Source organism: Ruegeria sp. HKCCD3925 (assembly GCF_057221175.1).
The window spans coordinates 1-26,857 of sequence record NZ_JBWVBI010000007.1 but is presented as its reverse complement, the minus strand read 5'-3'; the positions used below and the strand labels follow the sequence as shown (position 1 = coordinate 26,857).

At 57.9% G+C, this 26,857-nt stretch carries 28 protein-coding genes and 1 tRNA gene; 16 read left to right on the top strand and 13 right to left on the bottom strand.

What is annotated here, in order from left to right; genetic code table 11:
* Window positions 1-5: 5 nt before the first annotated feature.
* Window positions 6-1,688 (top strand): D-lactate dehydrogenase, encoded by a 1,683-nt coding sequence (dld, locus tag AC2TEM_RS16915; RefSeq protein WP_170425695.1) that lies wholly within the window; start codon window positions 6-8, stop codon window positions 1,686-1,688.
* Between the two features lie 33 nt (window positions 1,689-1,721).
* On the opposite strand, the gene AC2TEM_RS16910 is transcribed toward dld, so the two are convergent.
* Window positions 1,722-2,345, bottom strand: coding sequence for a DnaJ domain-containing protein (locus AC2TEM_RS16910; RefSeq protein ID WP_170398478.1), 624 nt, complete (start codon window positions 2,343-2,345; stop codon window positions 1,722-1,724).
* Window positions 2,346-2,452: 107 nt separating this feature from the next.
* Here AC2TEM_RS16910 and AC2TEM_RS16905 point away from each other — a divergent pair, with 107 nt between their 5' ends.
* The 8 genes from AC2TEM_RS16905 (at window position 2,453) to AC2TEM_RS16870 (ending at window position 12,525) form a co-directional block, all read left to right on the top strand.
* A complete protein-coding gene (locus tag AC2TEM_RS16905) occupies window positions 2,453-2,707 on the top strand; it encodes a BolA family protein (protein WP_170425697.1) in 255 nt (84 codons plus the stop codon).
* A 162-nt stretch (window positions 2,708-2,869) separates the two neighbouring features.
* Window positions 2,870-3,973, top strand: a complete 1,104-nt coding sequence (locus AC2TEM_RS16900; RefSeq protein ID WP_170425699.1) for a cytochrome-c peroxidase — start codon at window positions 2,870-2,872, stop codon at window positions 3,971-3,973.
* 11 nt (window positions 3,974-3,984) lie between these two features.
* Window positions 3,985-5,169, top strand: coding sequence for a cytochrome-c peroxidase (locus AC2TEM_RS16895; RefSeq protein WP_480439567.1), 1,185 nt, complete (start codon window positions 3,985-3,987; stop codon window positions 5,167-5,169).
* Window positions 5,170-5,174: 5 nt separating this feature from the next.
* A complete protein-coding gene (locus AC2TEM_RS16890; protein ID WP_170425700.1) occupies window positions 5,175-5,744 on the top strand; it encodes an arsenate reductase (azurin) small subunit in 570 nt (189 codons plus the stop codon).
* Window positions 5,745-5,757: 13 nt separating this feature from the next.
* Window positions 5,758-8,439 carry an arsenate reductase (azurin) large subunit gene (locus AC2TEM_RS16885; protein WP_170425702.1) on the top strand — a complete coding sequence of 894 codons (2,682 nt, stop codon included), beginning with the start codon at window positions 5,758-5,760 and terminating at the stop codon, window positions 8,437-8,439.
* A 144-nt stretch (window positions 8,440-8,583) separates the two neighbouring features.
* A complete protein-coding gene (locus tag AC2TEM_RS16880) occupies window positions 8,584-10,788 on the top strand; it encodes a HEAT repeat domain-containing protein (RefSeq protein WP_170425705.1) in 2,205 nt (734 codons plus the stop codon).
* Between the two features lie 14 nt (window positions 10,789-10,802).
* Window positions 10,803-11,288, top strand: coding sequence for a plastocyanin/azurin family copper-binding protein (locus AC2TEM_RS16875; RefSeq protein ID WP_170408233.1), 486 nt, complete (start codon window positions 10,803-10,805; stop codon window positions 11,286-11,288).
* Window positions 11,281-12,525, top strand: coding sequence for a molybdopterin molybdotransferase MoeA (locus AC2TEM_RS16870; protein WP_170425706.1), 1,245 nt, complete (start codon window positions 11,281-11,283; stop codon window positions 12,523-12,525). The genes AC2TEM_RS16875 and AC2TEM_RS16870 overlap by 8 nt, the downstream gene beginning before the upstream one ends.
* A 153-nt stretch (window positions 12,526-12,678) precedes the next feature.
* Here the strand turns inward: AC2TEM_RS16870 and AC2TEM_RS16865 are convergent, their stop codons facing one another.
* The 8 genes from AC2TEM_RS16865 to AC2TEM_RS16830 all read right to left on the bottom strand — a co-directional run bounded on the left by AC2TEM_RS16865 (window position 12,679) and on the right by AC2TEM_RS16830 (window position 16,982).
* Entirely contained in the window at window positions 12,679-13,197 is a 519-nt protein-coding gene (locus tag AC2TEM_RS16865) for a GNAT family N-acetyltransferase (protein ID WP_170425708.1), read from the bottom strand.
* Complete coding sequence (locus AC2TEM_RS16860; RefSeq protein WP_170408235.1) at window positions 13,194-13,748, bottom strand: helix-turn-helix transcriptional regulator; 555 nt, start codon at window positions 13,746-13,748, stop codon at window positions 13,194-13,196. Before AC2TEM_RS16860 ends, AC2TEM_RS16865 begins: the two co-directional genes overlap by 4 nt.
* Window positions 13,749-13,864: 116 nt before the next feature.
* Window positions 13,865-14,881, bottom strand: a complete 1,017-nt coding sequence (locus AC2TEM_RS16855) for a Fe(3+) ABC transporter substrate-binding protein (protein WP_170425710.1) — start codon at window positions 14,879-14,881, stop codon at window positions 13,865-13,867.
* A gap of 141 nt (window positions 14,882-15,022) precedes the next feature.
* Window positions 15,023-15,586, bottom strand: coding sequence for a hypothetical protein (locus tag AC2TEM_RS16850; RefSeq protein ID WP_170398500.1), 564 nt, complete (start codon window positions 15,584-15,586; stop codon window positions 15,023-15,025).
* Window positions 15,587-15,606: 20 nt separating this feature from the next.
* Window positions 15,607-16,128 carry a hypothetical protein gene (locus AC2TEM_RS16845; protein WP_170425712.1) on the bottom strand — a complete coding sequence of 174 codons (522 nt, stop codon included), beginning with the start codon at window positions 16,126-16,128 and terminating at the stop codon, window positions 15,607-15,609.
* Entirely contained in the window at window positions 16,118-16,504 is a 387-nt protein-coding gene (locus AC2TEM_RS16840; RefSeq protein WP_170398504.1) for a hypothetical protein, read from the bottom strand. The genes AC2TEM_RS16845 and AC2TEM_RS16840 overlap by 11 nt, the downstream gene beginning before the upstream one ends.
* A gap of 185 nt (window positions 16,505-16,689) precedes the next feature.
* Window positions 16,690-16,815, bottom strand: coding sequence for a type B 50S ribosomal protein L36 (gene ykgO / locus AC2TEM_RS16835; RefSeq protein WP_005648635.1), 126 nt, complete (start codon window positions 16,813-16,815; stop codon window positions 16,690-16,692).
* 92 nt (window positions 16,816-16,907) lie between these two features.
* Window positions 16,908-16,982, bottom strand: a tRNA-Val gene (locus AC2TEM_RS16830).
* Window positions 16,983-17,131: 149 nt separating this feature from the next.
* On the opposite strand from AC2TEM_RS16830, the gene AC2TEM_RS16825 reads away from it, so the two are divergent.
* The gene (locus AC2TEM_RS16825) at window positions 17,132-18,004 is read left to right on the top strand and encodes an N-formylglutamate amidohydrolase (protein WP_170425714.1); all 873 of its coding nucleotides are present in this window, start codon (window positions 17,132-17,134) and stop codon (window positions 18,002-18,004) included.
* Window positions 18,005-18,006: 2 nt separating this feature from the next.
* Here the strand turns inward: AC2TEM_RS16825 and AC2TEM_RS16820 are convergent, their stop codons facing one another.
* On the bottom strand, window positions 18,007-19,260 hold the full coding sequence (locus tag AC2TEM_RS16820; RefSeq protein WP_170425716.1) for a DNA polymerase IV: 1,254 nt from the start codon (window positions 19,258-19,260) through the stop codon (window positions 18,007-18,009).
* 91 nt (window positions 19,261-19,351) lie between these two features.
* On the opposite strand from AC2TEM_RS16820, the gene AC2TEM_RS16815 reads away from it, so the two are divergent.
* Window positions 19,352-19,750 (top strand): NUDIX hydrolase, encoded by a 399-nt coding sequence (locus AC2TEM_RS16815; RefSeq protein WP_170425718.1) that lies wholly within the window; start codon window positions 19,352-19,354, stop codon window positions 19,748-19,750.
* 257 nt (window positions 19,751-20,007) lie between these two features.
* Here the strand turns inward: AC2TEM_RS16815 and pyrF are convergent, their stop codons facing one another.
* Window positions 20,008-20,712 carry an orotidine-5'-phosphate decarboxylase gene (gene pyrF, locus AC2TEM_RS16810; protein ID WP_170425720.1) on the bottom strand — a complete coding sequence of 235 codons (705 nt, stop codon included), beginning with the start codon at window positions 20,710-20,712 and terminating at the stop codon, window positions 20,008-20,010.
* A gap of 141 nt (window positions 20,713-20,853) precedes the next feature.
* On the opposite strand from pyrF, the gene AC2TEM_RS16805 reads away from it, so the two are divergent.
* Both AC2TEM_RS16805 and clpB read left to right on the top strand, forming a co-directional pair.
* Window positions 20,854-21,174, top strand: a complete 321-nt coding sequence (locus AC2TEM_RS16805) for a hypothetical protein (protein WP_170398514.1) — start codon at window positions 20,854-20,856, stop codon at window positions 21,172-21,174.
* A 127-nt stretch (window positions 21,175-21,301) separates the two neighbouring features.
* On the top strand, window positions 21,302-23,920 hold the full coding sequence (gene clpB, locus AC2TEM_RS16800) for an ATP-dependent chaperone ClpB (RefSeq protein WP_170425722.1): 2,619 nt from the start codon (window positions 21,302-21,304) through the stop codon (window positions 23,918-23,920).
* A gap of 72 nt (window positions 23,921-23,992) precedes the next feature.
* Here clpB and AC2TEM_RS16795 read toward each other — a convergent pair whose 3' ends face one another.
* A complete protein-coding gene (locus tag AC2TEM_RS16795; protein ID WP_170425724.1) occupies window positions 23,993-24,370 on the bottom strand; it encodes a VOC family protein in 378 nt (125 codons plus the stop codon).
* 40 nt (window positions 24,371-24,410) lie between these two features.
* Between AC2TEM_RS16795 and AC2TEM_RS16790 the strand changes: the two genes are divergently transcribed.
* The 3 genes from AC2TEM_RS16790 (at window position 24,411) to msrQ (ending at window position 26,600) form a co-directional block, all read left to right on the top strand.
* Complete coding sequence (locus AC2TEM_RS16790) at window positions 24,411-25,010, top strand: winged helix-turn-helix transcriptional regulator (protein ID WP_170425726.1); 600 nt, start codon at window positions 24,411-24,413, stop codon at window positions 25,008-25,010.
* A gap of 71 nt (window positions 25,011-25,081) precedes the next feature.
* Window positions 25,082-25,981 carry a protein-methionine-sulfoxide reductase catalytic subunit MsrP gene (gene msrP / locus AC2TEM_RS16785; RefSeq protein WP_170425728.1) on the top strand — a complete coding sequence of 300 codons (900 nt, stop codon included), beginning with the start codon at window positions 25,082-25,084 and terminating at the stop codon, window positions 25,979-25,981.
* A 4-nt stretch (window positions 25,982-25,985) separates the two neighbouring features.
* Window positions 25,986-26,600 carry a protein-methionine-sulfoxide reductase heme-binding subunit MsrQ gene (msrQ, locus tag AC2TEM_RS16780; RefSeq protein WP_170425736.1) on the top strand — a complete coding sequence of 205 codons (615 nt, stop codon included), beginning with the start codon at window positions 25,986-25,988 and terminating at the stop codon, window positions 26,598-26,600.
* On the opposite strand, the gene AC2TEM_RS16775 is transcribed toward msrQ, so the two are convergent.
* Window positions 26,578-26,857 (bottom strand): hypothetical protein (locus AC2TEM_RS16775; RefSeq protein ID WP_480856325.1); only part of this gene is annotated, 280 nt, incomplete at its 5' end. The two genes, msrQ and AC2TEM_RS16775, sit on opposite strands and share 23 nt — an antisense overlap.

Sequence of the window (26,857 nt, the reverse complement as noted above, 5' to 3'; positions counted from 1 at the left end):
GCGGGATGAACGATGCCGATCTGATCAAGCGTCTTCAGGCCATTTGTGGGCGGCGGCGCGTTTTGACTTCGTCGCGCAGCACCCGCCGCTTTCGCCGGGGGTTCAGATCGGGTAAAGGGGACGCGCTCGCGGTGGTTCAGCCCGCTACGCTGCTGGAACAATGGCAGGTGCTGCAGGCCTGTGTTGCCGCTGACAAAATTGTCATCATGCAAGCCGCCAATACCGGCCTGACCGAAGGGTCTACGCCCAAGGGTAGCTACGATCGTGATGTAGTGTTGATCAACACGCGGCGGATGGACGATCTGCATCTGATCAATGATGGCAAGCAGGTCATCAGCTTTCCGGGCAGCACACTGTTTGCGCTGGAAAAGCTGCTGGACCCGATTGGCCGCCAGCCGCATTCGGTGATCGGATCTTCGTGCATCGGTGCCTCAGTCGTTGGCGGGGTGTGCAACAACTCGGGCGGTTCGCTGGTCGAGCGCGGCCCCTCCTATACCGAGCTGTCACTGTACGCGCGGATCACTCAGGACGGCGAGCTTGAGTTGGTCAATCATCTAGGCATGCAATTGGGTGATACACCCGAAGAAATCCTGACCCGACTGCAGAACGGTGATTTCTCAGCAACTGATATCGAGACCGACAATCGCAAAGCCTCTGACACCGATTACGCCCGTCGGGTCCGTAATGTAGATGCTGAAACGCCAGCACGCTTTAACGCTGATAAGTCGCGTCTATACGAAGCAGCGGGCTGCGCGGGTAAACTGGCGGTTTTTGCGGTTCGGCTGGATACATATGCCAAGAACGAAGCAGAACGTACTTTCTACGTCGGGGCGCACGACACCGAGGCATTCACGGAATTGCGCCGTCGCATCCTGTCCGACTTCAAAACCCTGCCGGTCAGCGCTGAATACATGCATGAGGAGGTATTCGATATCTCTGACCGCTATGGCAAAGACACCATGGTGATGATTGACAAGTTGGGAACCGACCGTTTGCCCACTTTCTTTGCGCTGAAGGGCGCGGTGGACGCGCGTTTGGAAGGCATACCGGTTCTCGGCAATTTTACCGATCGTTTCATGCAGTTCGCGATGCGACTTTGGCCCGATATCCTGCCGCGCCGGATGCGGGCCTATCGGGATCGGTATCCGCATCACCTGATACTCAAAATGCGCGATGGCGGTATCGATGAAGCGCGCGATCTACTCAATGACATGACTGCCGAAGACAAGCTGGATTTCTTTGAATGCGACCTGCGTGAGGCAAAGATCGCTGGGCTACATCGTTTTGCTGCCGCAGGTGCAGCCATTCGTTATATGAAGGTTCATGCAGCCGAAGTGGAAGATATCATCGCCCTTGATATCGCGCTGCGCCGCAATGATGTCGACTGGTTCGAAGATTTGCCAGCTGAGATCGCGGATCAACTGGTCGGCAAACTCTACTATGGCCACTTCATGTGTCATGTTCTGCATCAGGATTACATCGTCAAGAAAGGCGCAGACCCGAACGCGTTGAAGGCCGCAATGCTAAAGTTGCTGGACAAACGCGGCGCTGAATACCCGGCCGAACACAATGTCGGCCACCTCTATGCGGCCAAACCCGATCTGGCAGCTTTCTACAAGTCGATCGATCCCACGAACAGTATGAACCCGGGAATCGGAAAGATGTCCCGCAACAAGCACTATTCGTGAGACAGAACGCTGCTGACCCGTATCCGTTGGATACTACTTGAAGCTGCGGCTGTCCTTGATCTGATCCCAGGCCCAGACGACCTCTTGCAACTGCTCTTCCTGAGATCGGTCACCACCGTTCATATCCGGGTGCAGCACCTTGATCAGCTTCTTGTAGGCTTTGCGAATCTCTGCCTTCGACCAGCTATCTTGCGCTTCGAGGATCTCAATCGCGCGGCGCTCGGTCGGTGGCAGGCGTCGACCGCCGGAATTGGCGCGGCCGGGATTTTTGGTGGCGTTTTCGCCTAGAACCTGATGCGGGTCCTCGATCCCCAGACGTGCCCAGGCACGGGCCTCAGGATCGCCCATCGGTTTGGTCTCACGCTCCCACACTTTGTCCTTCGAACGCTGCGCGTTCAGTTCGGCCTCGGTGGTGCCGTCGAAGAAATTCCACTTCTGGTTATATTCGCGCACATGTTGCTGGCAGAACCAGAAAAAATCATCCAGCACGTCCGGAGCTTTGGGCGCGCGAAACTTACCGGGTTCTTCACAGCCCTCATGATCACAGATTCGCACCGAAGTTTCGGACGCACCTGACATACCCCGACGGCCGCGCGGCTTCTTTTTCTTAGCGCTCGACACGGACATATCGAATCCGAAGGGATCTGACTTTACCATCTGCACAACCTCACGAAGGCATCTTTTCGACTCGGAGGCAGCAGTTTAATCTAAGCAGCCGAAAGTAGAAGAGGGGGACGGCAATTTATTTGCCGTTGAGCATAAAAATGAGCGTGACCGACGAAATCCGTGAACGATTGCAGGCAGCATTTAACCCGCGTGAGCTGGAGGTGGTTGACGACAGCGAGAGCCATCGTGGTCACGCTGGATATCAGGAGGGCGGTGAGAGTCATTTCAACGTCCTTATTCGTTCGGCGGCTTTCGAGGGGCAATCCCGCGTTGCCCGCCATCGCGCAGTACATACGGCATTGGGGGATATAGTCCCCCGTATCCATGCGCTTGCTCTGGATATCGACATCTGACAGTCGCGGCCTTGGTTCAGATAAGCGACGATTACGTCGCCAATTCTCTGCGGATTTAATCTCGATCAAGGCATCGCGATACATGACCCTCTAATATTCGCCTCGTCGATCTCCGGTTAACCGGAGCGATCAGATTTGCGGATAATGAGGGCTTTTTAAATGATGACCAAAGCCAGAACGTGGTTCTCGGCACTGTCGACAGTTTCATTGCTGTCGGTGGGTGTTGCGTTCCCGGTTCACCATGCCCAGGCGGAACAGCCGGGCCCGGTAGAAGCCATTGAGTTCGACCAAGCCAAGGCGGCACTTGGCAAACGTTTGTTTTTTGACCCGCGCCTGTCTGGCGACACCGAACTGTCCTGCGCCAGCTGCCACCAGCCGGAAAACGGCTTTACCGACGGGCAGGCCCTATCGGATGCCTATGCCGGCAGCCTGCATTTCCGCAACGTGCCGACGTTGATTAACAGCGCCAAGCGCGCCGCGTGGTTCCATGACGGGCGCATTGGCACCAACCTCAACGACGCGACCCGCGAAAGCATCACCGAGACATACTCGATGAACATGGATATGCGTTTGATGCAGGAACGCATCAAGCAAGATCCGGTTTATGTCGAGATGTTCGAAGCCGCCGGATTTGGCGAGCCGTCGAACGGCGGGGTCCGTAACGCCATCCCGGAATATCTGAAAACGTTGATTTCGCGCGGCGCGCCGTTCGATACCGGCGAGATGTCGGAAGACGCCAAGGCGGGCTATGAGCTGTTCAATGCCAGCGGCTGCAATTCCTGCCACTCGGGCGAGCGGTTCACGGATGATCTGCCGCACAATATCGGCGTGGGCGACAACCCCGATATCTGGGCGACCCCGGAACGTCACATCACCTTTGTGACCATGATGAAGTTCCTCGGCGTCGAGAATTACATGAACCTGCGCGCCGACCCCGGTGCGTATATCCGCACTCACACCGCCGATACATTCGGCACGTTCATGACCCCCACGCTGCGTGAGCTGACCTATACCGCGCCATATATGCATAACGGCTCGATTGCGACGCTCGAGGATGTGGTGGCCTTCTACAACGCCGGTGGTGGCGAAGATGAAAACAAGGATCCGCGCATCAAGCCGCTTGGCCTCAACGAGACCGAACAAGCACAACTGGTGGCCTTCCTTAAGGCGCTGTCTGGTGAGCCGCTGACCGGCCCGGACTTCGTCGCCGAGGACATCGATACGGATTATGCGCCGATCGAAAACTGGCAAGACGCGACAAACTGAGGAGTGGACCCATGAAAGACCTAAAGTCTTACCTTTCAGGCACAATCGCCACCGCTGCCCTGTTTGCCGTCCTAGGTGCACAGGCGATTGCGGAAACCAGCATGGAGATTGAGGCTGGCATCGGTGGCGCAGACCCCGATGTAGACTCACCGCTGGTGGCGCTGGGCGAGCCGCCGATCCCGCTGGACAACCCGCAAACCGACGCCAAGATCGAACTGGGCAAGATGCTGTTCTTTGATGCCCGTCTTGGCGGGAATCCGTCGACGCCCTGTTCGGCCTGTCACATGCCAGATGTCGGCTGGGACGTCGAGGCACCGATCTCGTTCGGCTATCCGGGCACGACCCACTGGCGCAACAGCCAGACCATCGTGAACTCGGCCTATTACGGCAAGCTGTTCTGGGCAGGTTCCTCGAAAAGCCTTGAGAACCAGGCCAAATCCGCCGCAGGCGGTGCGGTCGCCGGCAACGGTGAGGCCGACATGATGGAGGCGCGCCTGGCCTTCGTCCCCGAATATGTCGAACGCTTCAACGATGTCTTCGGCGATCAGTGGCCGCGTATCAGCAATGCATGGCGGGCCATCGCCGCGTTTGAACGGACCATAGTTCAGACCGACACGCCCTTCGACAATTATCTGCGTGGGGATGACGCGGCGCTGACCGACGAGCAGAAACGCGGGCTGGAATTGTTCACCGGCAAGGCGCAGTGTTCCGAATGCCATAACGGTGCGTTGCTGTCGGATGAAAAATACTACAACACCGGTGTGCCCGCCTATGACGGTTGGCAGGACGATGGTCTGGCGCAAGTCACCTTCCGGTATGAGCTTTATGCCAAAGGCTCGACCGAAGAGATGTACCGCCACACCAAGGACGACCCCGGCTTCTATTTCCGTACCAAGGAAAAGGCCGACAAGGGGAAGTTCCGCACGCCAAGCCTGCGCTATACCCTCTATACCGAACCCTACATGCACAACGGCATGTTGGAGACGCTTGAGGATGTGGTCGAGTTCTACAACCAGGGCGGCGGCGAGAATGAGTTCTCGGCCAATAAATCTCCGCTGATCCAACCCCTTGGCCTGAATGATCAGGAAAAAGCGGATCTGGTGGCCTTCCTGAAATCCCTGTCCGGTGACGAGATTCTGGTCGAAGAACCTGATCTGCCGGATTACCAGCCGCTTCCCGCGGCAGCAGAGGAGTAAGCGTCATGAAAGATCATAACGCAACCGGATGCAGCTGTTCGGGCGAGGCCAAAAAGGCCTGCACCGTGAACCGCCGCCAGTTCCTGTTCGCCTCGGGTGCCACCACCTTTGCCGTGATGGTGACCATGCCCACCCGCCATGGCCAGGCGGAACAGGTGCCCGCTTTGGTATCGACCTATCCGCGCAAGCTGATCGGCAAACTGTCCGAACTGGAACAGGATGTGCCGGTCGAGTTCTACTACCCGGACGAGGGCGACTATTCGGACTCGATCCTTGTGAAAACCGGCGTGGAAAGCGGCGGCGGCATTGGTCCGCAAAAGGATGTTGTGGCCTTCAACCTCACCTGCACCCATCAGGGCGGGTCGATGTATGACAGCTACAAGCCTGAACATAAGGTGCTGGGCCCGTGCCCGTTGCACCTGTCCACCTATGACGTGACACGGCACGGCATCCTCGTCTCGGGGCAGGCCTACCAATCGTTGCCACAGGTCCTTTTGGAACTGGATGGTGACGATATCTACGCCGTTGGCATGTTCGGCCTGATCTACGGCCGTTACGACAACCTCATTGCATAAGGGAAGCGGAATCATGGCAACCCCGTATTACGTACCCGAAACCAACGTCCCGCTGCCGCCCAAAGGGGCCGAGGTCATCTCGACCGCCTGCGACTATTGCATCGTGGCCTGTGGTTACAAAGTCTATCGCTGGCCCGTAGCGGCCAAGTCTGGCGGACCCGGCGCGGATGAAAACGCATTTGGTGAAGACTTTCCTGTGGCTCCCTTGGGTGCATGGGTGGCTCCGAACCAGCACAATATCGTGCTGCACAAAGGTCAGCCGCACCACGTGGTGATCATCCCCGACAAGGACAATCAGACAGTCAACACCGACGGCGATAGTTCCTTGCGCGGCGGGTGTATCGCGCAGAAATGCTATAACCCACAGACCCCGACGCGTGACCGTCTGAAGACGCCGCTGATGCGAATCTATGGCACGCTGATGCCGGTTCCGTGGGATCTGGCGCTGGATGTTGCGGCTGAGGTGGGCAACCACGTGATCGCCAAGCACGGTACCAATGCCTATGGCGTAAAAACATTCAGCTATCAGTATATCGAGAACACCTATGCGATCTCGAAATACGCGCTGCGCCATATCAACACCGCGAACTTTACCTTCCACGACACGCCGTCCGATGTCACCTCGACCCCCGGTTTCCGGGATGCGGGTTTCGACAATTTCGGCCCGTCGTACGAAGATTGGCGCGATGCGGAAACCCTTCTGGTCTGCGGCACCGACCCGTATGAGACCAAGACTATCCTATATACCCAGTGGATGATGAAGGGGATGCAGAACGGTCAGAAAGAGATCTATCTGATTCCGCGCCGGTCTGCCGGTGTGGCCCATGCTGAAAAGATGGGTGGCCTGCATATCGACGTTCTGCCCGGTACCGACCTGCTGGTCGTCAACGCCATCGCCCGCGTCATCGTGGAAAATGGCTGGGAAGACAGCGACTGGATCAAGAAATGGGTCAACAACAAGTGGGAAAGCTCGTCGGGCTTCGGTCAGGGCACCCGGAACACGCCATGGCAGTGGCGCACTACGTGGGGCAAGTTCCAGACCAAAGGCTTCGAGGATTGGAAAGAATGGCTGCTGTCGCAGGACGAATTCGCGCCTGAGACCGCCGCCGCTATGGCCGAGATCGACGTGCAGAAGATCTATACGGCTGCTGAATGGCTGGCCAAACCCAAGGCGGATGGCACCCGGCCCAAGACCTCGGTCATGATCGAGAAAGGGTTCTACTGGTCGAACAACACCGGCAACACACAGGCGATATCCGCGCTGGGCATCATCTGTGGCTGTGGCGGTCGTCCGGGTCAGGTGATTGGCCGGGCCGGTGGTCACCAGCGGGGCGGCGTGAAGGGCGGGAAATACCCGCGCAACAAGTCGCCCGAGAAACTGCCGGGTCGCCGTCGCCGCGCCATGGATACGGACCGGTATCTGATTGCAGGTCATACCCGTATGGCCCATGTGATCGGCACCACATGGATTCAGGCGATGTGTGGTTCGCAACAGTTAGCTGACAAGTTCGAGGAACTGACCGTCCGCAACCCGCATCAGATTGCGTCTTTCGACAAGCAAGAAATGATCGACACGCTGAAGGCCCGCGCCGACAGCGGCGGTATGGTGGTCATCAACCAGGACATCTATCTGCAGGATCCGATCGGCAACCGCTATGCCGACATCGTGTTCCCCGCAGCGACCTGGGGCGAAGAGGACTTTCTGCGCGCCAACGGCGAACGCCGCCTGCGCCTGTACCAGAAGTTCTATGATGCGCCCGGTGCGGCCAAGCCCGACTGGTGGATCATTGCGCAACTGGCACAGCGGATGGGCTTTGACGGGTTCGACTGGCAGAACTCGAACGAGGTTGCCGAAGAGGCCGTGCGCTTTACGCGCGGGTCGCGCAAGGACTTCCACGCGGTCTTCCGTCTAGCCAAGAAAGAGGGCAAGGGTCTGCACCAGAAGGTCCGAGAATTCGGCACCGATGGTGTGCAATGCCCGGTCATGCTGGATGCCGACGGTGTCACGCTGATTGAAACCAAGCGTCTGCATGACACAACCCGCACGCTGCCTGATACCGGTGCAGCTGGTGCGGATGTATTCAACAAGAAGCTGACGCACTTCAACAGCCAGACCGGCAAGTGCAACATCCAGAAATCGCCGTGGGGCCTGTTCTCGGATTACTGGGAATGGTTGAAACCCAACAAGGACGAAGGCGAGTTGTGGGCCACATCCGGTCGGATCAACGAACGCTGGCAGTCTGGTTTCGACGACCGCCGCCGCCCCTATATCGTGCAGCGCTGGCCGGAAAACTGGGTCGAGATTCACCCCGACGATGCGGCCGAGCGTGGCATCGAAAACGGTGATTACGTGATGGTTTACTCCGAACGTGTTCCGGGCAACAAGCACACTTTGCTGGGTGTGGAAGGCGACGACTTCCAGTTCTCGAAACTGATGGAGAATGGGCATATCGAACTGACCAAAGCGGCGATCACCGCCGTGGCCATGGTTACGCCCGCCATAAAGAAAAGCGTCGTTTACATGGACTTCCTGCACATGCAGCAGCCCGCCAACGCGCTTGAGGGCCGGATCGTCGACTGGATCAGCGGCAACTACAACTACAAGATGGGCGTTGCCAAGGTCCGCAAGCTGGGTCCGAGCCCCTACAAGACCTCGTTTCGCACGATGTCCTTCGCGCCGCGCGACATCGCCTGACGCTTTTCCGGGGGGCGGACGCCATGCCGCCCCTCGGGTCCGGTCCCGCTGCAGAAGGGACCACCTGGAAGGCAGGCTTCGGTTGGGAAACCTGTCTCCCACATTCACCCAACCCGTCCCAACGCAAAACATGGCAGACCTGATATGAACATGCATTCCGATACCGCCCTGCGTGACGAGGCCACCAGCCTGTTCTCCGACTACGCAAAATCCGATTATGACGTGATCCGCCTGCGCGCTATTCAGGCCCTGACCGCCATTGGAGCCAGCAACAGCCCGGCCTTGGTCGAGGCGTTGCTGGATGATGACGAGGACGTCCGTCAAGACGCAGCCCAAGCGCTGGGCGCGCTGGGCGTAACGGAGGCCGCGCCGCAACTGCTGGAAAACTTGATCCATGATCCCTGCGGTGAGGTGAAACTGGCCTGCGTCACCGCCTTTGCACAGCTGAACGCCAAGGACGCCACGCCGTACTTGCGCACCCTCGTCACTGGACGCGGCGAGGATATCACGTGGGACGAGGACGAGCTGCATCAGGATGAATGGGACGACTGGCTGGATACTCAGATCGCGGCGATCAAAGCGTTAGGTCGCATGGGCGATGCGGCTGCGATTGAACCCATTGTCATGGCCCTGATGGACGAAGACGGGCAAGAACTGGGGGATGTGGCCTGCGAAGCGCTGGGCCAGATCGGTACGCCGTCCGTGCCGACCTTGGGTGTGTTCGCTCAATCCTCGAACCGCCGTCTGCGTCACCGCGCTCTGCGCACGCTGGCCACCATCGGAGGACCCGAGGCCGAAGCCATTTTGCGCAAGGCTGTCACCGACAAGGACGGGGCCGTGCGTCTGATCGCCTATGAGGCGCTGATGCCAAGCGACCCCGCATTGGTCGAACAGGCGCTGACCGACGCAATCGAGGATATTCGTATCGCGGCGCTGAACCTCTCGGGCTTCTCGGAACCCGAACTGCTGGACCGCATGATGCGCGACCCCGGCGCCAAGGTGCAACTGGCGCTGATTGACCGGTTAGACCGCAGCCGGCCTATCGTTGATCAAGACGACCTGCGCTGGCAGGTGCTGGATTTCCTCGCAACCGGACAACAGCCCGAGGTCTCGGCGCAGGCGCTGGGCCTGCTGGCGGCGTTGGCCCCGCAACTGGTGGCAGATCGGCTGAACGCGCTGTTTTCGGTCGATGCCGATGACCTCAAGGCCGAGCGTCTGCAATGGGCGATCGTAGACGCGCTGGCGACCTCGCCCTTGCTCGAGGCGGCAGAGTGGTTGCAGCGCGCCTGCCGCTCGCCTTTTCGGTCGGTGCGGCTGAAAGCAGTTGCGTCAGTGGCGATGATTGTTACTGACACCCACCGCCCGCATGTGAACCAGCAGCAGGGCCGCGAATTGCTGCTGTCCTTCGCGCTCGTCCCGATGAGCGTGGTCGAAGACGCGCACGAGGAAGAGGCCCCGCAAACCGACATCGCCGCGCTGGAAGAGGCAGGGCTGGATGTATCCGACGGTGGTGAAAACGGCCCTACCTCCAGTCTCGGCGCGATCCTTGGCCATGACGCTATCGCGGCAGAGATGAAGAAAGAGGCCGAGGATGATGACCTGCACCCCTTGACGCCACGCGAGCAGGCATTGTTGGTCAAGGCCACCCGCCATCCCAAACGCCGCCGCGTGGCGTTGGATGACAATGCCGAAGCCTTGGAGCGTGAGACCCGCATTTCGGCCATCCGCCTGCTGGGCGACGTCACAGGTATGCAGATCATGCTGGCGCAGATCGCGCAGGACCCCGAGACCGAGATCGCTGCGCAGGCGCTGGCGGCACTGGGCTTGTCGGTCGCGCGCAACGGGTCCGAACTGAACCAGTCGCATTTGATCGAGCTGATCACACAGGGGCTTTCGCATACCGATGCCAATCTGTCCCTGCAGGCGCTGAACCTGCTGCAACAGGCTGACCTGCCACCGCAGGATGCGCTGCGGGGCAAATTGCGGGCTATGCTGAAAACCGGAGATACTGCCTTTCGTATCGACGCCATGCAGATTTTGACCCGCTGGGACGGGACGGCCGATGTGGCGCGCAGCTTGCTGGACGATGTCTCGGCCCCGGTACGGCAGGCGGCGATGCGGCTTTTGTCTGAAACGGCCCCGGATCAGGCTGGTGCGGCCATCGTACCCTTCCTTCTGGCCAATCCTGAGCAACGGATCGTGACCTATGTCAATGACAGCACCCCTGCCTTGGTGTCCATTGGGCGCGAATTGTTGGCCGGATTGCGCGACGAGAACCGCCGCGCCCAGTGGCCGGTGTTGATCAGCGCTTTGGCCGACCTGTTGGGAGACCCCTACCGGGCGGTCTGAAACCGGAGGGATAGATGGCGATTTCGCTGAAACTAGGCGCGGCGATTCTAACGGGGGCAATGGCTTTTGGTAGTGTCGCACTGGCCGAGGAGATCCCCGAGGTTGCCGTAGTTCATCAGGTCATCGACCTGAACGCCGACACTCCGGCGCATGCATTTCGGTTCGAACCCAAATTCCTGCAGGTTCCCGCTGGGGCGACTGTGCGTTTCAAAGGCTCGACCGGGCGGCACACGGTCACTGCCATTCCTCGAATGATACCCGTGGGCGCGCGCGTCTTCGAGATTCGGGGCAAACCCGAACTGGATCTGACTTTCGAGAAAGAGGGAGTCTACGGCATCCGTTGCCGCGTTCATGGGCGTCACGGAATGGTCATGCTGCTGGTAGTTGGTGATCCAAGCTCGAATCTCGAAGAAGCCAAGGCCTATCTACCTAAACTTGGAGAGGCCGAGCGGGTCGGTTTCGAAGAGCTCTTTGCGTATATGGAGGCCCAAAATGGCTGATGGATGTGCCTGCGACCACCATGCTCATATGTACCTGACCGTAGATGACGCCCTAAGGCGCGGTTTGTCCGTGGCCAACCCCATCACGGATATCGAAACACTGCCGCTGGTGCAGGCCATTGGCCGGATATTGGCCGAGGATTGCGCTAGCAATGTAGACATGCCCGCCTTCGATAATTCGGCCATGGACGGCTATGCCGTTCGCAGCGCCGATCTGGGCGAGGGGCCTGTGTTCGAACTGCTAGTTGGCGGTCGCATAGCCGCCGGCGATAGCGGCGCACACGATGCGCCGGATGGCAGTGCCTTGCGTATATTCACAGGAGCGCCGGTGCCGTCCGAGTTCGATGCGGTATTAATGCAGGAAGACTGTGAGTTTCAGTCCGATCGCATCCGGTTCAACCGCCGTCCAAAATCCGGTCAGCATATCCGTCGCGCGGGCGAGGATTTGAAAGCTGGTGCCCCGATCCTGCGGCGCGGGTGTGAAATTTCCGCGCGTGAGGCCGCCGCGTTGGCCTCGGCTGGTTATGGCGAGGTGAAGGTTTTTCGCAAGCTCAAGGTCACGATCTTCTCGACCGGCAGCGAGCTGCGCCAGCCGGGTGAAGCGCTTGGCCCCGGACAGATCTACAACTCGAACCGCTACATGCTTTTGGCTTTGCTGGATAAACCCTGGATCGAACTAGCCGACCGAGGCCCGGTCGAAGATGATCCGGTGCTGCTGAAGCAGGTCTTGAGGGATGCCTGTAATAGCTCGGACCTGATCATCACCACGGGCGGTGTTTCGGTCGGGGACGAAGACCACATGCCGCGCCTGTTCAGTGAAATCGGTGGCGAAACCGAGGTGATGAAAGTGGCGATGAAACCCGGCAAGCCGATCATGTTCGGTTGTCGGGGTGATGCGCTTTATGTGGGCTTGCCGGGAAATCCGGTTTCGGCCTTTGTGACGTGGCAGATCATTGGTGCGCGGATGATGGAACGCCGTGCCGGTCTGCATCGGAACGAACGCACCCCGGAGCAGGCGGTTTTGGCAGAACCTCTTCAACGCCGCGCGGGGCGGCGTGAGTACCGCCCGGTAAGCATCGACGGATGTACACCGAATGGCGCACCGCGATTGCGCCTGATGGCCGAGTCTTACAGCGGGCGCGTTGCCCTTCTTGCACAGGCCGATGGTCTGGTAATTATTCCGGCAGAAACTGAGAAGCTGCCAGCCGGAGAAGCTCTGGAGTTCCTTCGATTCTAGATTGATCCCGATGCGCTTGAGGTATCAAATTCTTTGGTCAACGAGCGCCCTTTGCTGTCGATGGCGCGCGGCTGTAGGCCATTGGTGCCGACCTATGTCGGGACCTTCGGGGATCGCCGAATGCTCTGTCGCGAATGTGCGCGCGACGGACAGCTAGGTGACGTCCTTGAACATGTAAGTGGTCGGCTCCAGCCGATCCTCAAACGGGTTTCGGCAATAGTTCGGGATCTCTCCGGCAATCTGAAAACCCATCGACTGATACAGCAAGCGTGAAGGATCGCTGCTACGGGTGTCCAGCACCAGCATCGTGCGTTTCAATTCCCGAGCACGCTCATGCAGTGCCTCCATCAGCGACCGACCCAAACCGCGACGGCGAGCCTGCGGATGAACCAGCAGCTTTGCCACATCCGCGCGATGTGGCTGGTTTGGCATTGCGGCGGGGATCAGTTGCACCGTGCCCAGAATGCGTCCGTCACCATATGCGACAAACAGATCGAGTGTCTCCGCGCGGAGTTCGGGCTGCACCCTGTCCCGCCAATAGGCGCGGGCATCGTCCCGCGAAAAAGGAAGGATGAACCCGATACTGGCACCGGTATGGACACAGCGGTGCAGGATATCGGTCAGATCCTCAAGCGCTTCGTCGAAATATTCCTGTGGCAATCGCGTAATCATATCAGCACCAACAGATAGCGCGCACCGCGTTTGGGTCCGGTTTCGAACTGCGTTGGCCCCGACAGGTGATAGCGAAGGCAGTCGCCGCCGCTGAGCGCATGGGCAATCCCGTCCACTGTCAACGTTAGCCCTCCATCAAGTAGGATCAGGTGGTGCTCCTGTCCCGGCTTGGGCGGAGTATCGTAGGTGATGACAGTACCTGGGGGCAAATGACCTTCCATTACTTCCCCACTGAGGCCAGTCGCCGGTGGTGAAACCGAACGGCGGGTAAACCCGCTTTCGGGGTCATGCCATTCAGGCTGCTTCTCGAAAGGTACTTTGGGATCGAAACTGTCTTCGACCATCATCAGCAGGCGTGACATGGGCAGGCCGTATGCTGCGCATAAACGGCCAAGCGTTTCAGCGGTAGGGCTGACATCACCGTTTTCCATTCGCGACAGTGTCGCCCGGCTGACCCCACTTTGGTCTGCCAGCTGCTCAAGCGACCAGCCATGACCCTGGCGCAGCTCGTTCAGACGCTTAGCGAGGCGGTTTGATAGTGTGTCGAGCATGGCTCATATATGGGAATCAGTTACGAATATGGGATTATTGCCTTGCTTTACTTCAAACACAATAGAAAAAGGGCGCAGAAATCTGCGCCCTTTTGCTGCTCGGGTATCGGACTGGATTACTTCCAGCCAACTTCGTTATAGATTTTCTGTGCCTCGGGGATGTTTTTGGCGGCCTCTGAGAGGTTCACCTCATCTGCTTTGAACTCCCCCAGAGCGGCCACGTTCTCAGCCAGCGCAACGCCTTCGACAGCGGGGTATTCATCGTTTCCGTTCGAGAAGTAGACCTGCGCCTGATCGCTTGCGAGATACTCAAGGAACTTAATCGCGTTTTCTTTGTTCGGCGCGTTTGCTGCAACACCCGCACCCGACAGGTTCATATGTGCACCTTCGGCTTCCTGTGCCGGGAACTGCACGCCGATCATCTCGATATCCGCGCTTAGACCCTTGACGTCTTTGCGCATAGCGCGGGCCATATAGTATGTGTTGGCAACCGCAATCTCGCACTCGCCTGACACGATGCCGCGCAGCTGGTCTGTGTCACCGCCCTGAGGTTCGCGTGCCATGTTGGCGGCGACACCTTCAGCCCATTTTCTGGCTTCTTCCGCGCCGTGATTTGCAATGATCGATGACAATAGTGTCTGGTTATAGATATTGCCGGACGAGCGAATGCAGATCTGCCCTTTATACTCCGGTTTTGCCAGATCCAGATAGGTTGCGGGTGGGTTGGCGACATCAGCCTTGTCAAAGAAGATGATCCGTGCGCGCTGAGAAAAGCCGTACCACTGATTGTCTTCGTCCTGAAGGTTTGCCGGAATACGCTCCTCTAATATTGCGCTCTCGACCGGCTGCAGGATGCCTTCGCTCTTGGCACGGGCCAGGCGCGAGCTGTCGACCGTCAGCAGGACATCAGCGGGCGAATTCGCGCCTTCTGCTTTCATCCGTGCGATCAGTTCGTCGGCCTTGCCTTCGATACGGTTGATGGTGATGCCGGTGGCCTCTTCGAAGTCGGAATACAGGCGTTCGTCGGTGTCGTAGTGGCGCGAGGAATACAGGTTCAGCTCGCCCTCGGCTGCGGCAGAGGTGGCGATCAGGGCCGTCAGGGTGGCGGCAAAGCAGGTAGAGGATTTCAGCATCATTTGTCCCAACATTGAAAATCGTGACGGGAATTAACCCGACTGATTTGGTCAATTAAACGATTCTCGGTGGGATGCAAGGAAATCCGACAAAATTAGTTGGTCAAATCGTCGCTGAACTTACCTTGCCGGACGGCCCCTTCAGGATTGACGCCGCCTACTTTGTTTTCTTTCGGGTTGCGGTGGGACGGGTGACGGTGCCGGCTCGGGGTCCGGATCGTCGCTGAGCACCGGTTCTTTGGTCAGCATCGCCTGTGTTACTGCTTCCATGTATTTCTGCAGCATGACCGGCGGATCGGCTGGGGCCAGTTTGATTGATAGCCTGCTTGCGCCTTCCTGATTATAGGCATAGCGCGAGGAATAACTTGCGTTGACCTGCGCCGCCACGGGTCCCCAGCCACCTTTGACCGATGCGCTGCCTGATTTCTCGGTCTGTTTGGTCATCGAGATCGCCATCTTTACCTCGATCTCGGCCTCTTGCACCGCATAGAACGCGGGCAGGAAACCCATCGACACGAGGCTGAATTCCTTTGGGGGACCATCGGGGTTGGATAGGTCGGGAAGCTGGATCTTCTGATCCGCCATGTATTTGGCGATATCAGTCGAATGTCTATCCAATTCAGTTTGCGACTCTGCCACGGAAATCGCCAGTTTCTGAACCATTTCCGCGAAAGGGACGTTTAGCAGTTCCTGCCCGATACTCATTTCCAATCTCCTTTGTGAATTCAGTCTCTATCAATAATCTTCGTTGCGGACCGTCTTTTGACCGAGAACGAGACCTTCGCTGCGTTCTGGCTGACCGCCTGTTTCTTCGCGTTTGTAGCGAACTGGGCTTTGTCGCCATCCCGACCAAGCCCAACAAAGGCTTCGACCTGGACATTGTCGATGGTGAAATCGTCGCTGCCGTCGGATCCTGCAAGGATCTGTTCGCCCAGGGCCTGCGAAAAAACCTGCGCATCCACGATCTGCGTATCTTTGTCTTCAACCTCTATTCCGCTCTGGCCTCCGGCCATTGGGTTCACCACCGGAGAACCCGAGCCCATCAGCATGCCACTGCCTCCTTCTTCCAGATCGTCGATCTGGTCTTGCAGGTCTTGGATAGTCTCCAGCAACACGACCTCGCGCGCCTCCAGCGCGGTCAGGCGGTTTTCCAATGACTGAAGCAGTGTGGTGAACGCCTCGGGCAGTTCGGTGATGCGCACATCTATAGGATGTTTTTTGGGGGTCTTGTCCTTTTTAGTCGCCATCGACCCCTCCACCGGAACCACCTTCATCCACCGGTCCCGGCGCGAACCGCATCCGCATGGTCGACGCGCTGCTCGCATCGAGCGTATCTGTTTGCGTCAGTTTTGGCCCACACAGAAACGCGCCAATGATCCCGCGTTTGCCTTCTTCTGTGGTGCTGGTCATCTCCATGACGACCTTCAATTCTACATCGACATCCTGCATGTGGTAAAAGACTGGCGGAATGCCCATCTCGCGCAGTTCCTGAGGATAGTTCTTCAGCGCGTTCAACTGATCCAGGCTAAGCTGTTCGGCGGCTTGGGCCACGCTTCGGCCTATATCGGCCACCATCTCGGTCAGGGTTGTTCCTAATAGCGTATCCAGATCATCGTTGGCCAACCCGACCTCCCGTCATAAAAAACAGGGAAAGCGTAGCACGAGACCGTCTCATAACAATACTAAATCTCAGAACCGGACTTTCGGAGCGATTTCCGGCACTTCCGCCGACACGAAAGGGCGCTAGAAGCAGGGCATAAAAAAACCGCGCTCGAAAGCGCGGTTTTTGAATTAAGTTCGTGTAGCCCTTAGCCCTGGCGAGCTTTGAACTTGCGCTGCGTCTTGTTGATCACGTAGACGCGGCCTTTGCGACGCACAACCCGGCAATCACGGTGCCGGTTCTTGAGCGAGCGGAGCGAGTTCTTGACCTTCATGGGTCTGTCTCCAATCTGCGGCGCCTTCATCAAAGACGTGGCCAGCGCCTGGGTTAATCGGGTGCCCCGGAAAGACCAGAGCAATGAATTCATGGTGGGCGGTACAAGGATCGAACTTGTGACCCCTTCGATGTCAACGAAGTGCTCTACCGCTGAGCTAACCGCCCATGAAACCGTTGCGTGACCTGCCCCATAACGAAATGGGGCGCGGAACCCCGCGCCGGTAGCGGGGTCTATAAAAGGAGTCGTTGGGGGGATCAAGGGGTTTGGCAGAACTATTTTACGGTCTATGTTGAGTGCGAACAACGGAGAGCCCATGCCCGACGCCGCCACCAATGCAGCCTATATTCTGGATATGCCCGCAACGCGTACGTCCTGCGTGGTATTTGCCTCGCCCCATAGCGGTCGGACCTATCCCGAGTCTTTGTTGAAGCGGTCTGTTTTGAACCGCAATATGATTCGGTCCTCCGAGGATGCGTATGTCGATCAGCTTTTTTCCTCAGTCGCTGAATTCGGTGCACCGCTGCTCGCCGCGGCCATGCCGCGCGCCTATCTGGACCTGAATCGCAATTCGGATGAATTGGACCCCGCTTTGATACAGGGTGCGCGTCGTCACGGACATAATCCGCGGGTTACCTCGGGCCTCGGGGTGATTCCCCGCGTGGTCGCCAACGGCAGGGCGATCTACAGCGGCAAGCTGACTATGGATGAGGCGCGCCTGCGGATCGATACCTATTGGCGTCCATACCATACTCGTCTGAAATCTCTGCTGGCGGAATCGCATCAGTTGTTTGGGCAGGCCATTCTGATTGATTGCCACTCGATGCCGCACGAGGCGGTGGCGCTGGCCGGCGGCTCGCGCCGGGCCCGACCGGAAATCGTTTTGGGCGATCGGTTCGGTGCGGCCGCTTCCGGTGTGATCGTTGATCAGATCGAGGCCGCTTTTGCCGACGCGGGTCTGAATGTGGCGCGCAACACGCCTTTTGCAGGGGCCTACGTCACCCAGACCTATGGTCGACCTGCCCGCCATCAGCATGCGGTTCAAATCGAGATCGATCGTTCACTTTATATGAACGAGGAAACGATCCAGCCGAACGGCAACTTTGAGGCGTTGCGTGATGTGTTGCGGCAGGTCACCGCGCAGATCACCAGTATCGGGTCCGATCCAATGTCACTTGCCGCCGAATAGACCTAGCGCAGCGCACGACCTTTTACGATTGCATCACTGCCGAAACGGCGCCGGATTTCGTCCGTCGCACGTTCGGCCTGTGATCGGCGTTCTGCACCGGGATCCAGAAGGTCGCCCGAGATATCGGCCTGATCCTCAGAGCATAGGTCAGACAGGCCGCATCCCAAAAGGCGATAGGGACCCTGATCGCCAACCTGATCAAATAGCCCACGAGCGGTGCGATAAATCCGATCCGCTATCTGAGTCGCATCGCGTAGTGATATCCGCCGGGTGATGATCTTGTGGTTGGCCTGTTTAAGCTTCAGCGTCACCACTCGCCCAGCCAATCCCTTGGCTTTGGCCCGGTCGGCTACCTTTTCAGACATACGCCACAGATGCCCGTCCAGAATTTCAAGACTGGCGGTATCCTCGAAAAAAGTGGTCTCATTACTGATCGACTTCATCGGCTCATGGGCCGATACGCGCCGTTTGTCCTGCCCTCGCGCCAGATGCCACAGACGGTAGCCCATTGATCCGAACCGCGCGGTCAGCGTCTCCTGATCCCAGCGCAGAAGATCAGCAAATGTGCGAATCCCCGCGCGATCCAGAGATTCCTGCGCCGCCGGACCAATTCCCCAGATTAATCGCACCGGCCGGTCATGCAGGAAATCAGCCGTCTCGGCCTTGCCGATCACTGAAAAACCCCGAGGCTTGTCGAGATCCGAGGCCACCTTGGCCAGAAACTTGTTATGGCTCAAGCCAATCGATCCCGTCAGGCCCAGCTCATCTTTCATCCTCTTGACCAGACGCGCAAGCATGACCGCTGGCGGTGCACTATGCAGCCGCTCGGTGCCGGATAGGTCCATGAACGCCTCATCCAGCGACAGTGGTTCAACATCAGGTGTCAACTCGTCCATCATGGTGCGTATCTCGCGCGAGACGCTGGCATAGAGCGACATACGCGGTTTGATCACCACCGCTTCGGGGCATAGTTGAAGCGCCTTGAACATTGGCATGGCTGAACGTACCCCGCGAACGCGGGCCACGTAACATGCAGTTGATACCACCCCGCGCTTGCCGCCGCCAATGATCACAGGCTTGTCGGCAAGTTCGGGATTGTCGCGCTTTTCGACCGAAGCATAAAAAGCATCGCAATCCATATGCGCGATCGTCAGGTCAAACAGCTCTGGGTGCGATTTGACCCTCGGGCTGCTGCAAGTTGGGCAGCGCGGCCCTTGCTTAATTTCCTTCAGGCAGTCGCGACAGATGGCGGGCATGATGTAGTTTCTTTCCGGCCAGCGGCGGATTGATCAAGACATTCGATAGGTTAATAAGTATCGCGAATGGATAAGGATAAAAAGAGGACCGATGGACTTCGCCGGGGCAAAAATAGCGTTGTTTCTGGGGCACAAGCTGCTGGTCATTCTAAGAGATGATCGATCAGATATTCCGTTTCCAGGTCATCTCGATTTTCCAGGCGGCGGGAAAGAGCCAGGTGAAACACCGATCGAATGCGCGTTGCGTGAAACAGATGAAGAGGTTGGACTGCGCCTGTGCGCAACCGATCTTGTCTGGTCACGGCAATATGGTCAAAGCTGGTTCTACGTCGCCCTGCGCCCGCCGGAAGATGTTGGCCTGATCCGTTTTGGGGACGAAGGGCAGGGGTGGAGGCTGATTTGTCCGCAGGATTATCTGTCGAATCCGTTGGCCATTCCAAATTTTGCAGATCGCCTTCGGGATTATTTGTCGGAAACGGCGCAGCTTTGAACGGGACTTCGAAAGAAAACCCCCCGCGCCTGCGGGGGGAGGTAACGAGCCTCAGGAAGAGATGGCCCGTTGGGGAGTGTCTTGTGTGTAGAATCGCCGAAAATGGCGTTTTTCGATAGCCACAAGCCGAACGCCATAAAACTCATGTTTTTCATGTGTGTTTTCGGGCACAGGGACGATTTGGCGCGGCGGCGCGAAAAATTGACCTAACGTCAATTGCTTGAGCACCGTTCCTTCCGCAATTTTTGGCTTTTCGCCTAATGGTGAGTCAATGAATTTAACTCGCTCAAAACTGCTTGTGCGGCGGCTTTGGGGTCATCCGCCTGATAAATCGGGCGGCCCACGACGATATGATCGGCCCCATCGCCGATTGCACTGGCCGGGGTTGCGACCCGCTTTTGGTCGCCCAAAGCTGCACCAGCAGGGCGTACCCCAGGGGTTACAATCAAACGACCTTCGGATTGGGGCAGGGCGCGGATTAGTGCGGCTTCCTGAGGGCTGGCGATGACGCCATCAGCTCCGGCCTCGAAAGCCTTGGCCGCGCGTTCTACAACGAGGTCCTGTAGGTCACCCGCTTTCAGAAGGCTTGCATCCAGATCGTCCCTGTTCAGTGATGTTAGGACTGTTACCGCCAGAATTTTCATGTCCTTGCCTGCAGCGCCCTCCTTTGCGGCGCGTACGACATGCGGATCACCATGCACCGTCAAGAAGTCCAGATCGAACTGAGCCAACCCACGCACTGCATTTTCTACAGTGTTGCCGATATCGAACAGCTTCATGTCCAAGAAAATGCGCTTTCCGTGATCCTGTTTCAACTCGTTGGCCAATGCCAGACCGCCGCCAGTCAACATACCCAGCCCGATCTTATAGAACGAAACCGAGTCGCCCAGCCGCTCGGCCATGGCTAGACCCTGCAGGGCGTTTGGGACGTCGAGGGCTACGATAAGGCGGTCATCGGACATGGGGCGCTCCTTTTTGGCAAACGTTTGCGTCCTAACGGGTTCAGGGCGATCTGTCCATGTGTGAAGCCCGAGGTGACGCAGTTCACTCACTATTTTGCGCAATGTGCTAAAGTGCCGACGTTCAGAACAGGGATAGAAACGATGAAAAAGGTAATTGTACTTGGCGCGGCACTGATGTTGGCCGCATGCGAAGACGCGCCTCAAAGTGATCCGCCCGAAACCGGTGTCGCGCCGGCTCCAACCAATGACAATCTTCTGTTAGTGCGTGGGTACCGATCGGAAGACGACTGGTGTCAATTGACCGGGGAAACAGCCTATACCGGCAACTTCCTCGATCATACAGCAGATCTGGTTTCATGCCCCACAGGCAGCAGTGCCGAGCAGTCTTTGGTCGAAATGTACAACGCTGAATTGATGGGAGAAACTGGCGGTTATTCCGTCTACTCGATTCCGCGCGGATGACGCCGATTTATATGCTCTAGCCCCTTGAATGGGAAAAGACATTTCCCAAATTGAATGTGAGGCCCAGACCGACGCGTGCCGCCAAGCGGGCGCATCAATACGGGGCGCTTAAGAAAAGGAGAATGCTATGGACTTGAACAAGTTCACCGAGCGGGCACGGGGTTTCGTGCAAGCCGCGCAGACCATTGCGCTGCGCGAGGGGCACCAAAGGCTGGAGCCCACACATATCTTGAAAGCATTGATGGACGACGATCAGGGGCTGGCCAGCAACCTGATCACACGCGCTGGCGGCGCACCGAACCGCGTGGTTGAGGCGTTGGACGCGGCCATGGGCAAAATCCCTAAGGTCAGCGGCGACGCCAGCCAGATCTATATGGACGGCCAGACCGCCAAGGTTTTGGACGAGGCAGAGAAGCTCGCCACCAAGGCGGGCGACAGCTTTGTGCCGGTCGAACGCGTTCTGATGGCGCTGTGTATGGTGAAATCCAAAGCCAAAGAGGCTTTGGAGGCCGGTGCTGTATCGGCCCAGAAACTGAACGAAGCGATCAACGATATCCGCAAGGGCCGCACTGCTGACACCGCATCGGCGGAAGAAGGCTACGACGCGCTTAAGAAATATGCGCGCGACCTGACCGAGGCTGCAGCCGAAGGCAAGATCGACCCGATCATCGGGCGGGATGAGGAAATCCGCCGTTCGATGCAGGTTCTGTCGCGCCGCACCAAGAACAATCCGGTACTGATTGGTGAACCCGGCGTCGGTAAGACCGCGATTGCCGAGGGCATGGCCCTGCGCATAGTCAATGGTGATGTGCCGGAATCATTGAAGGACAAGAAGCTTCTCGCGCTCGACATGGGTGCGCTGATCGCCGGTGCTAAATATCGCGGTGAGTTCGAAGAACGACTGAAGGCTGTTCTGACCGAAGTGACCGAAGCCGCCGGTGAGATCATACTGTTCATCGACGAGATGCACACGCTGGTAGGTGCAGGTAAATCCGACGGTGCGATGGATGCCGCCAACCTGATCAAGCCTGCGCTTGCCCGGGGTGAGCTGCATTGTATCGGCGCGACGACGCTGGATGAGTACCGCAAATACGTCGAAAAAGACGCGGCGCTTGCGCGGCGGTTCCAGCCGGTGATGGTCACTGAGCCGACAGTTGAGGACACGATCAGCATCCTTCGCGGTATCAAGGAAAAGTACGAGCTGCACCACGGTGTGCGCATCTCGGACTCGGCGCTCGTGTCGGCGGCGACCCTGTCGCATCGCTACATCACCGACCGCTTCCTGCCTGACAAAGCCATCGACCTTGTCGATGAAGCGGCTTCGCGTTTGCGGATGGAGGTGGATTCCAAGCCCGAGGAACTCGATCAACTGGATCGTCAGATCTTGCAGATGCAGATCGAGGAAGAGGCGCTGAAGCTTGAGGATGATGCGGCATCAAAAGATCGTCTGGAAACCTTGCAAAAGGATCTGGCTGATCTGCAGGAGAAATCCGCCGAGATGACTGCTCAGTGGCAGGCAGAACGCGACAAGCTTGCTGGCGCGCGTGATCTGAAGGAACAACTCGACAAAGCGCGCGCTGATCTGGAGATCGCCAAGCGTGAGGGCAACCTCGCCAAGGCGGGTGAGCTGTCCTATGGCGTCATCCCTGAGCTTGAGAAAAAGCTGACCGAGGCTGAAAACGCCGAAAGCAACGCCATGATGGCCGAGGAAACGGTGCGCCCGGAACAGATCGCTTCGGTGGTCGAACGCTGGACCGGTATCCCGACCTCGAAAATGCTGGAAGGCGAGCGCGAGAAACTGCTGCGGATGGAAGACGATCTGCATTCCCGCGTGATCGGTCAGGATGCGGCGGTCACTGCTGTTGCCAACGCCGTGCGCCGTGCGCGTGCCGGTCTGAATGACGAGAACCGCCCATTGGGCTCGTTCCTGTTCCTCGGCCCGACCGGCGTGGGCAAGACCGAGCTGACCAAGGCCGTGGCGAACTTCCTGTTCGACGACGACAACGCGATGGTGCGCATCGACATGTCCGAGTTCATGGAGAAACACGCGGTCGCCCGTCTGATCGGTGCCCCTCCGGGCTATGTCGGCTATGACGAAGGTGGTGTGCTGACCGAAGCCGTGCGGCGCAGACCCTATCAGGTCGTGCTGTTTGACGAGGTCGAAAAGGCACACCCGGATGTGTTCAACGTGCTGCTGCAGGTCCTGGACGATGGCGTCCTGACCGATGGTCAGGGTCGTACCGTCGATTTCAAGCAGACGCTGATCATCCTGACGTCGAACCTTGGGTCTCAGGCACTCAGCCAGTTGCCCGAAGGAGCGGACAGCGCGCAGGCGCGGCGCGACGTGATGGATGCGGTCCGGGCGCATTTCCGGCCCGAGTTCCTGAACCGTCTGGACGAAACCATCATCTTTGACCGCCTCAAGCGGGCCGATATGGATGGCATCGTCGATATCCAGATGGCACGTCTGCAGAAACGTCTGGCTGCCCGCAAGATCGAGCTGGCACTGGACGATGGCGCGAAGGAATGGCTGGCCAATGAAGGCTATGATCCGGTCTTCGGTGCCCGCCCATTGAAACGCGTGATCCAACGCGCCCTGCAGAACCCGTTGGCCGAAGCACTGCTGGCCGGTGAGATAAGGGATGGTGAGACCGTTCCGGTGACCGCCGGAACCGATGGTTTGATCATCGGCGACCGGCTGGGAACGTCCGAGCGTCCGCGCCCGGATGATGCAGTCGTGCATTAAGTCTCAGGTAATGAAGAGACCCGCCATCCAGGCGGGTCTTTTTTTGGTGGCTTGTATTGCGACTAAGAGCGTTCAGACCTGCCCGGTCAGATCCTGCGCCAGCATCATTGCATTGCCGTCCGGGTCGTAAAATGTGGCGGTGCTGACCATCCCCTCGATCGTCTCGGTTTCGCCGTCAAACCGAACGCCGGACCCTTCCAGAGCACCGCGTGCGCTTGCGATATCAGCAACACCAAAGACCGGAACGGTGTTTCCGGGCGCGGGTTCTGCCTGCTCGCCCAAACCAAGGGTCACGCCTTCGGTTTTGGTGAGCATCTCGCTCCAACCCGCCTCATCAATATGATGGATCAACTCAAACCCGAGCTTGTCATTATACCAGCGCGCACTGGCGTGGCGATCTTTGACCGAAATGGCAAGAGTGATGGTGTTTTCTAAGGAAACGAGGGCCATGGAACTTTCCTTTTGTCCTAAAGTAAAGTAACTATACTTTATGGACATTAAGGCACTTGTCAAGCTCACCTCTCGGGCCTGGTCGCTGAACATTCTTGCGCAGCTGCACCAGGGGGTTCCGGGCAGGCAGGCCCCCTTGCTCGCCGCGACGGGGGCAAGCCGGACGGCGTTTGCGGCAAGTCTGGAGCATCTGGCAAGCCTTGGCTTGCTTGAACGGAATCCGGGCCACGGCCACCCTTTAAGACCTGAGTTCCGTTTGACCAAAGCTGGGGTTCAGGCGGCGGCAGTAGCGGCAGAAATCATGGCCTTGGTGCCGGATGATACTGAATTGAAGCTACTGCGCCGCAGCTGGACGGTTCCTATTCTGGCGCTGACCCGCCAACCGCGGCGCTTTTCAAGGCTCAGGTCGGATCTTCAGGTGATCACTGATCGCGCATTGTCATCCTCGCTCAAGCAATTAGAGGAGCAGGACTGGGTTCGGCGCGATATCGAAACTTCGGCCCGGCTGCCCTTTCCGACCTATCAGGCGGTCAATCTTGGGTGCGAAATAAACCGTGTTGTCGGCTTGAACATCGGGTGGCCGTTATCCTCGCGCCCAAGCGTACCTAATTTTCGTTACAATCTGTTCGCTCAATCGTGACGCCTGTTTCCTTGGCTCTGTGCTATCAGACCTTACCTCAGTTTCGAGGTTAATGGATAACGGAGAACCAAATGGCGCATCGCTGGACCAACAAACTGACGCATGCGGACGTCACCCCAAGGGCGGCGTTTCTGAACCGGCGACAGGTCATGGCCGGTTTGGCGGGTGTCGGGCTGGCGGGTCTGGCGAGGCCAGCGGCGGCCGAGGCGCTTGAACCGAATACATGGGAAGAGATTACTTCCTACAACAATTATTATGAGTTCGGGACTCGCAAGGATGATCCGGCGAAATATGCACACACACTGGTGACCGAGCCCTGGAGTGTCACCATCGACGGTCTGGTCGACCGCCCTGGTGATTATGATTTCAACGACATCATGTCTGAAATGACTATTGAGGAGCGAATCTATCGGTTCCGCTGTGTTGAGGCCTGGTCGATGGTGATACCATGGAACGGGTTTGAACTGGCAGATCTACTCGGCATGGCTGGTGTTCAGGACGGCGCGAAATACGTGGCGTTTGAGACCGCCTATCGTCCCGATGAGATGCCGGGTGTGGCGTATCCGGTACTAGACTGGCCATATCGCGAAGGGCTGCGTTTGGATGAGGCGATGCATCCGCTGACCATTATGGCTACTGGGATCTACGGCAGGGACATCCCGAACCAGAACGGCGCGCCTTTGCGATTGGTGGTACCGTGGAAATACGGCTTCAAATCGATCAAATCGATCGTGCGGATTACCTTGACGGATACCCAGCCTCCGACAAGTTGGAACATGGCAGGTCCTAGGGAATATGGGTTCTACAGCAATGTGAACCCCAATGTGGATCACCCCCGATGGTCGCAGGCCTCGGAACGTCAAATCGGCGGAGGTCTGTTTGCCAAGCGAATCCCGACGCTGATGTTCAACGGATATGAAGATGAGGTCGCCAGCCTTTACGAAGGCATGGATCTGGCGAAGAACTACTGAGATGATGCGGCGGCTCAACGACCTCTTGCGACGGCTTCCCAATTGGGCTGTTTATCTGCTGGGCGCGCTGCCTGCGCCCTGGTTGTTTTATCAGGGCATGACCGGCGGTCTCGGGGTCGAGCCGATCGAGGCGCTCGAGCACGAGTTTGGCGAACTGGCGCTACAGCTTCTGATTTTGGGTCTCGCGATTTCGCCCTTGCGTCGCTTCGCTGGCCTAAATCTGATGAAGTTCCGCCGCGCGATAGGTGTACTGACATTTTCCTATGTCGCATTGCACCTGTTGATCTGGCTGGTTCTGGATGTTCAGATTCCCAGCCAAATCTGGGCGGACATTATCAAGCGGCCCTATATCACGGTGGGCATGGCTGCCTTTGTACTGTTACTGCCGCTTGCAATCACGTCCAACAACTGGGCGGTTCGCCGTTTGGGGCCTCGTTGGCGCAAATTGCATCGTCTGGTCTATCCAGCAGCAATTCTGGGCGCGCTTCATTATGTGATGCTGGCGAAGGGGTTTCAGATCGAGCCATTGGTCTACCTGGCTATTATTCTGGGCCTTCTGGTCATGCGCCTGCCGGTAACATCATTCCTGATCCGGTTTAGGCAAGCCGATTCAGCCTGACTCGCAGGCGAGTCTGTGGGTAACAGTGTGAATAACATATCCATGGCGCTGATTTGCGATGGTCTGTGTCCGCGACTTCCGGGTTGAATGGCTGGATGCTCTTCGTAACCATTTGTTTTAGTAATATAAAATTCTGCTTTTGCGTTTTTTTGCGTTTTTTTGATTTTTCCACTTGCGGCTTTTGGGCGATATACTTAGAACGCCCTTCACCGGCGCTGCTGAGGTGCTGGGACGCGGTGGAAGCTGCGGAGACGCTC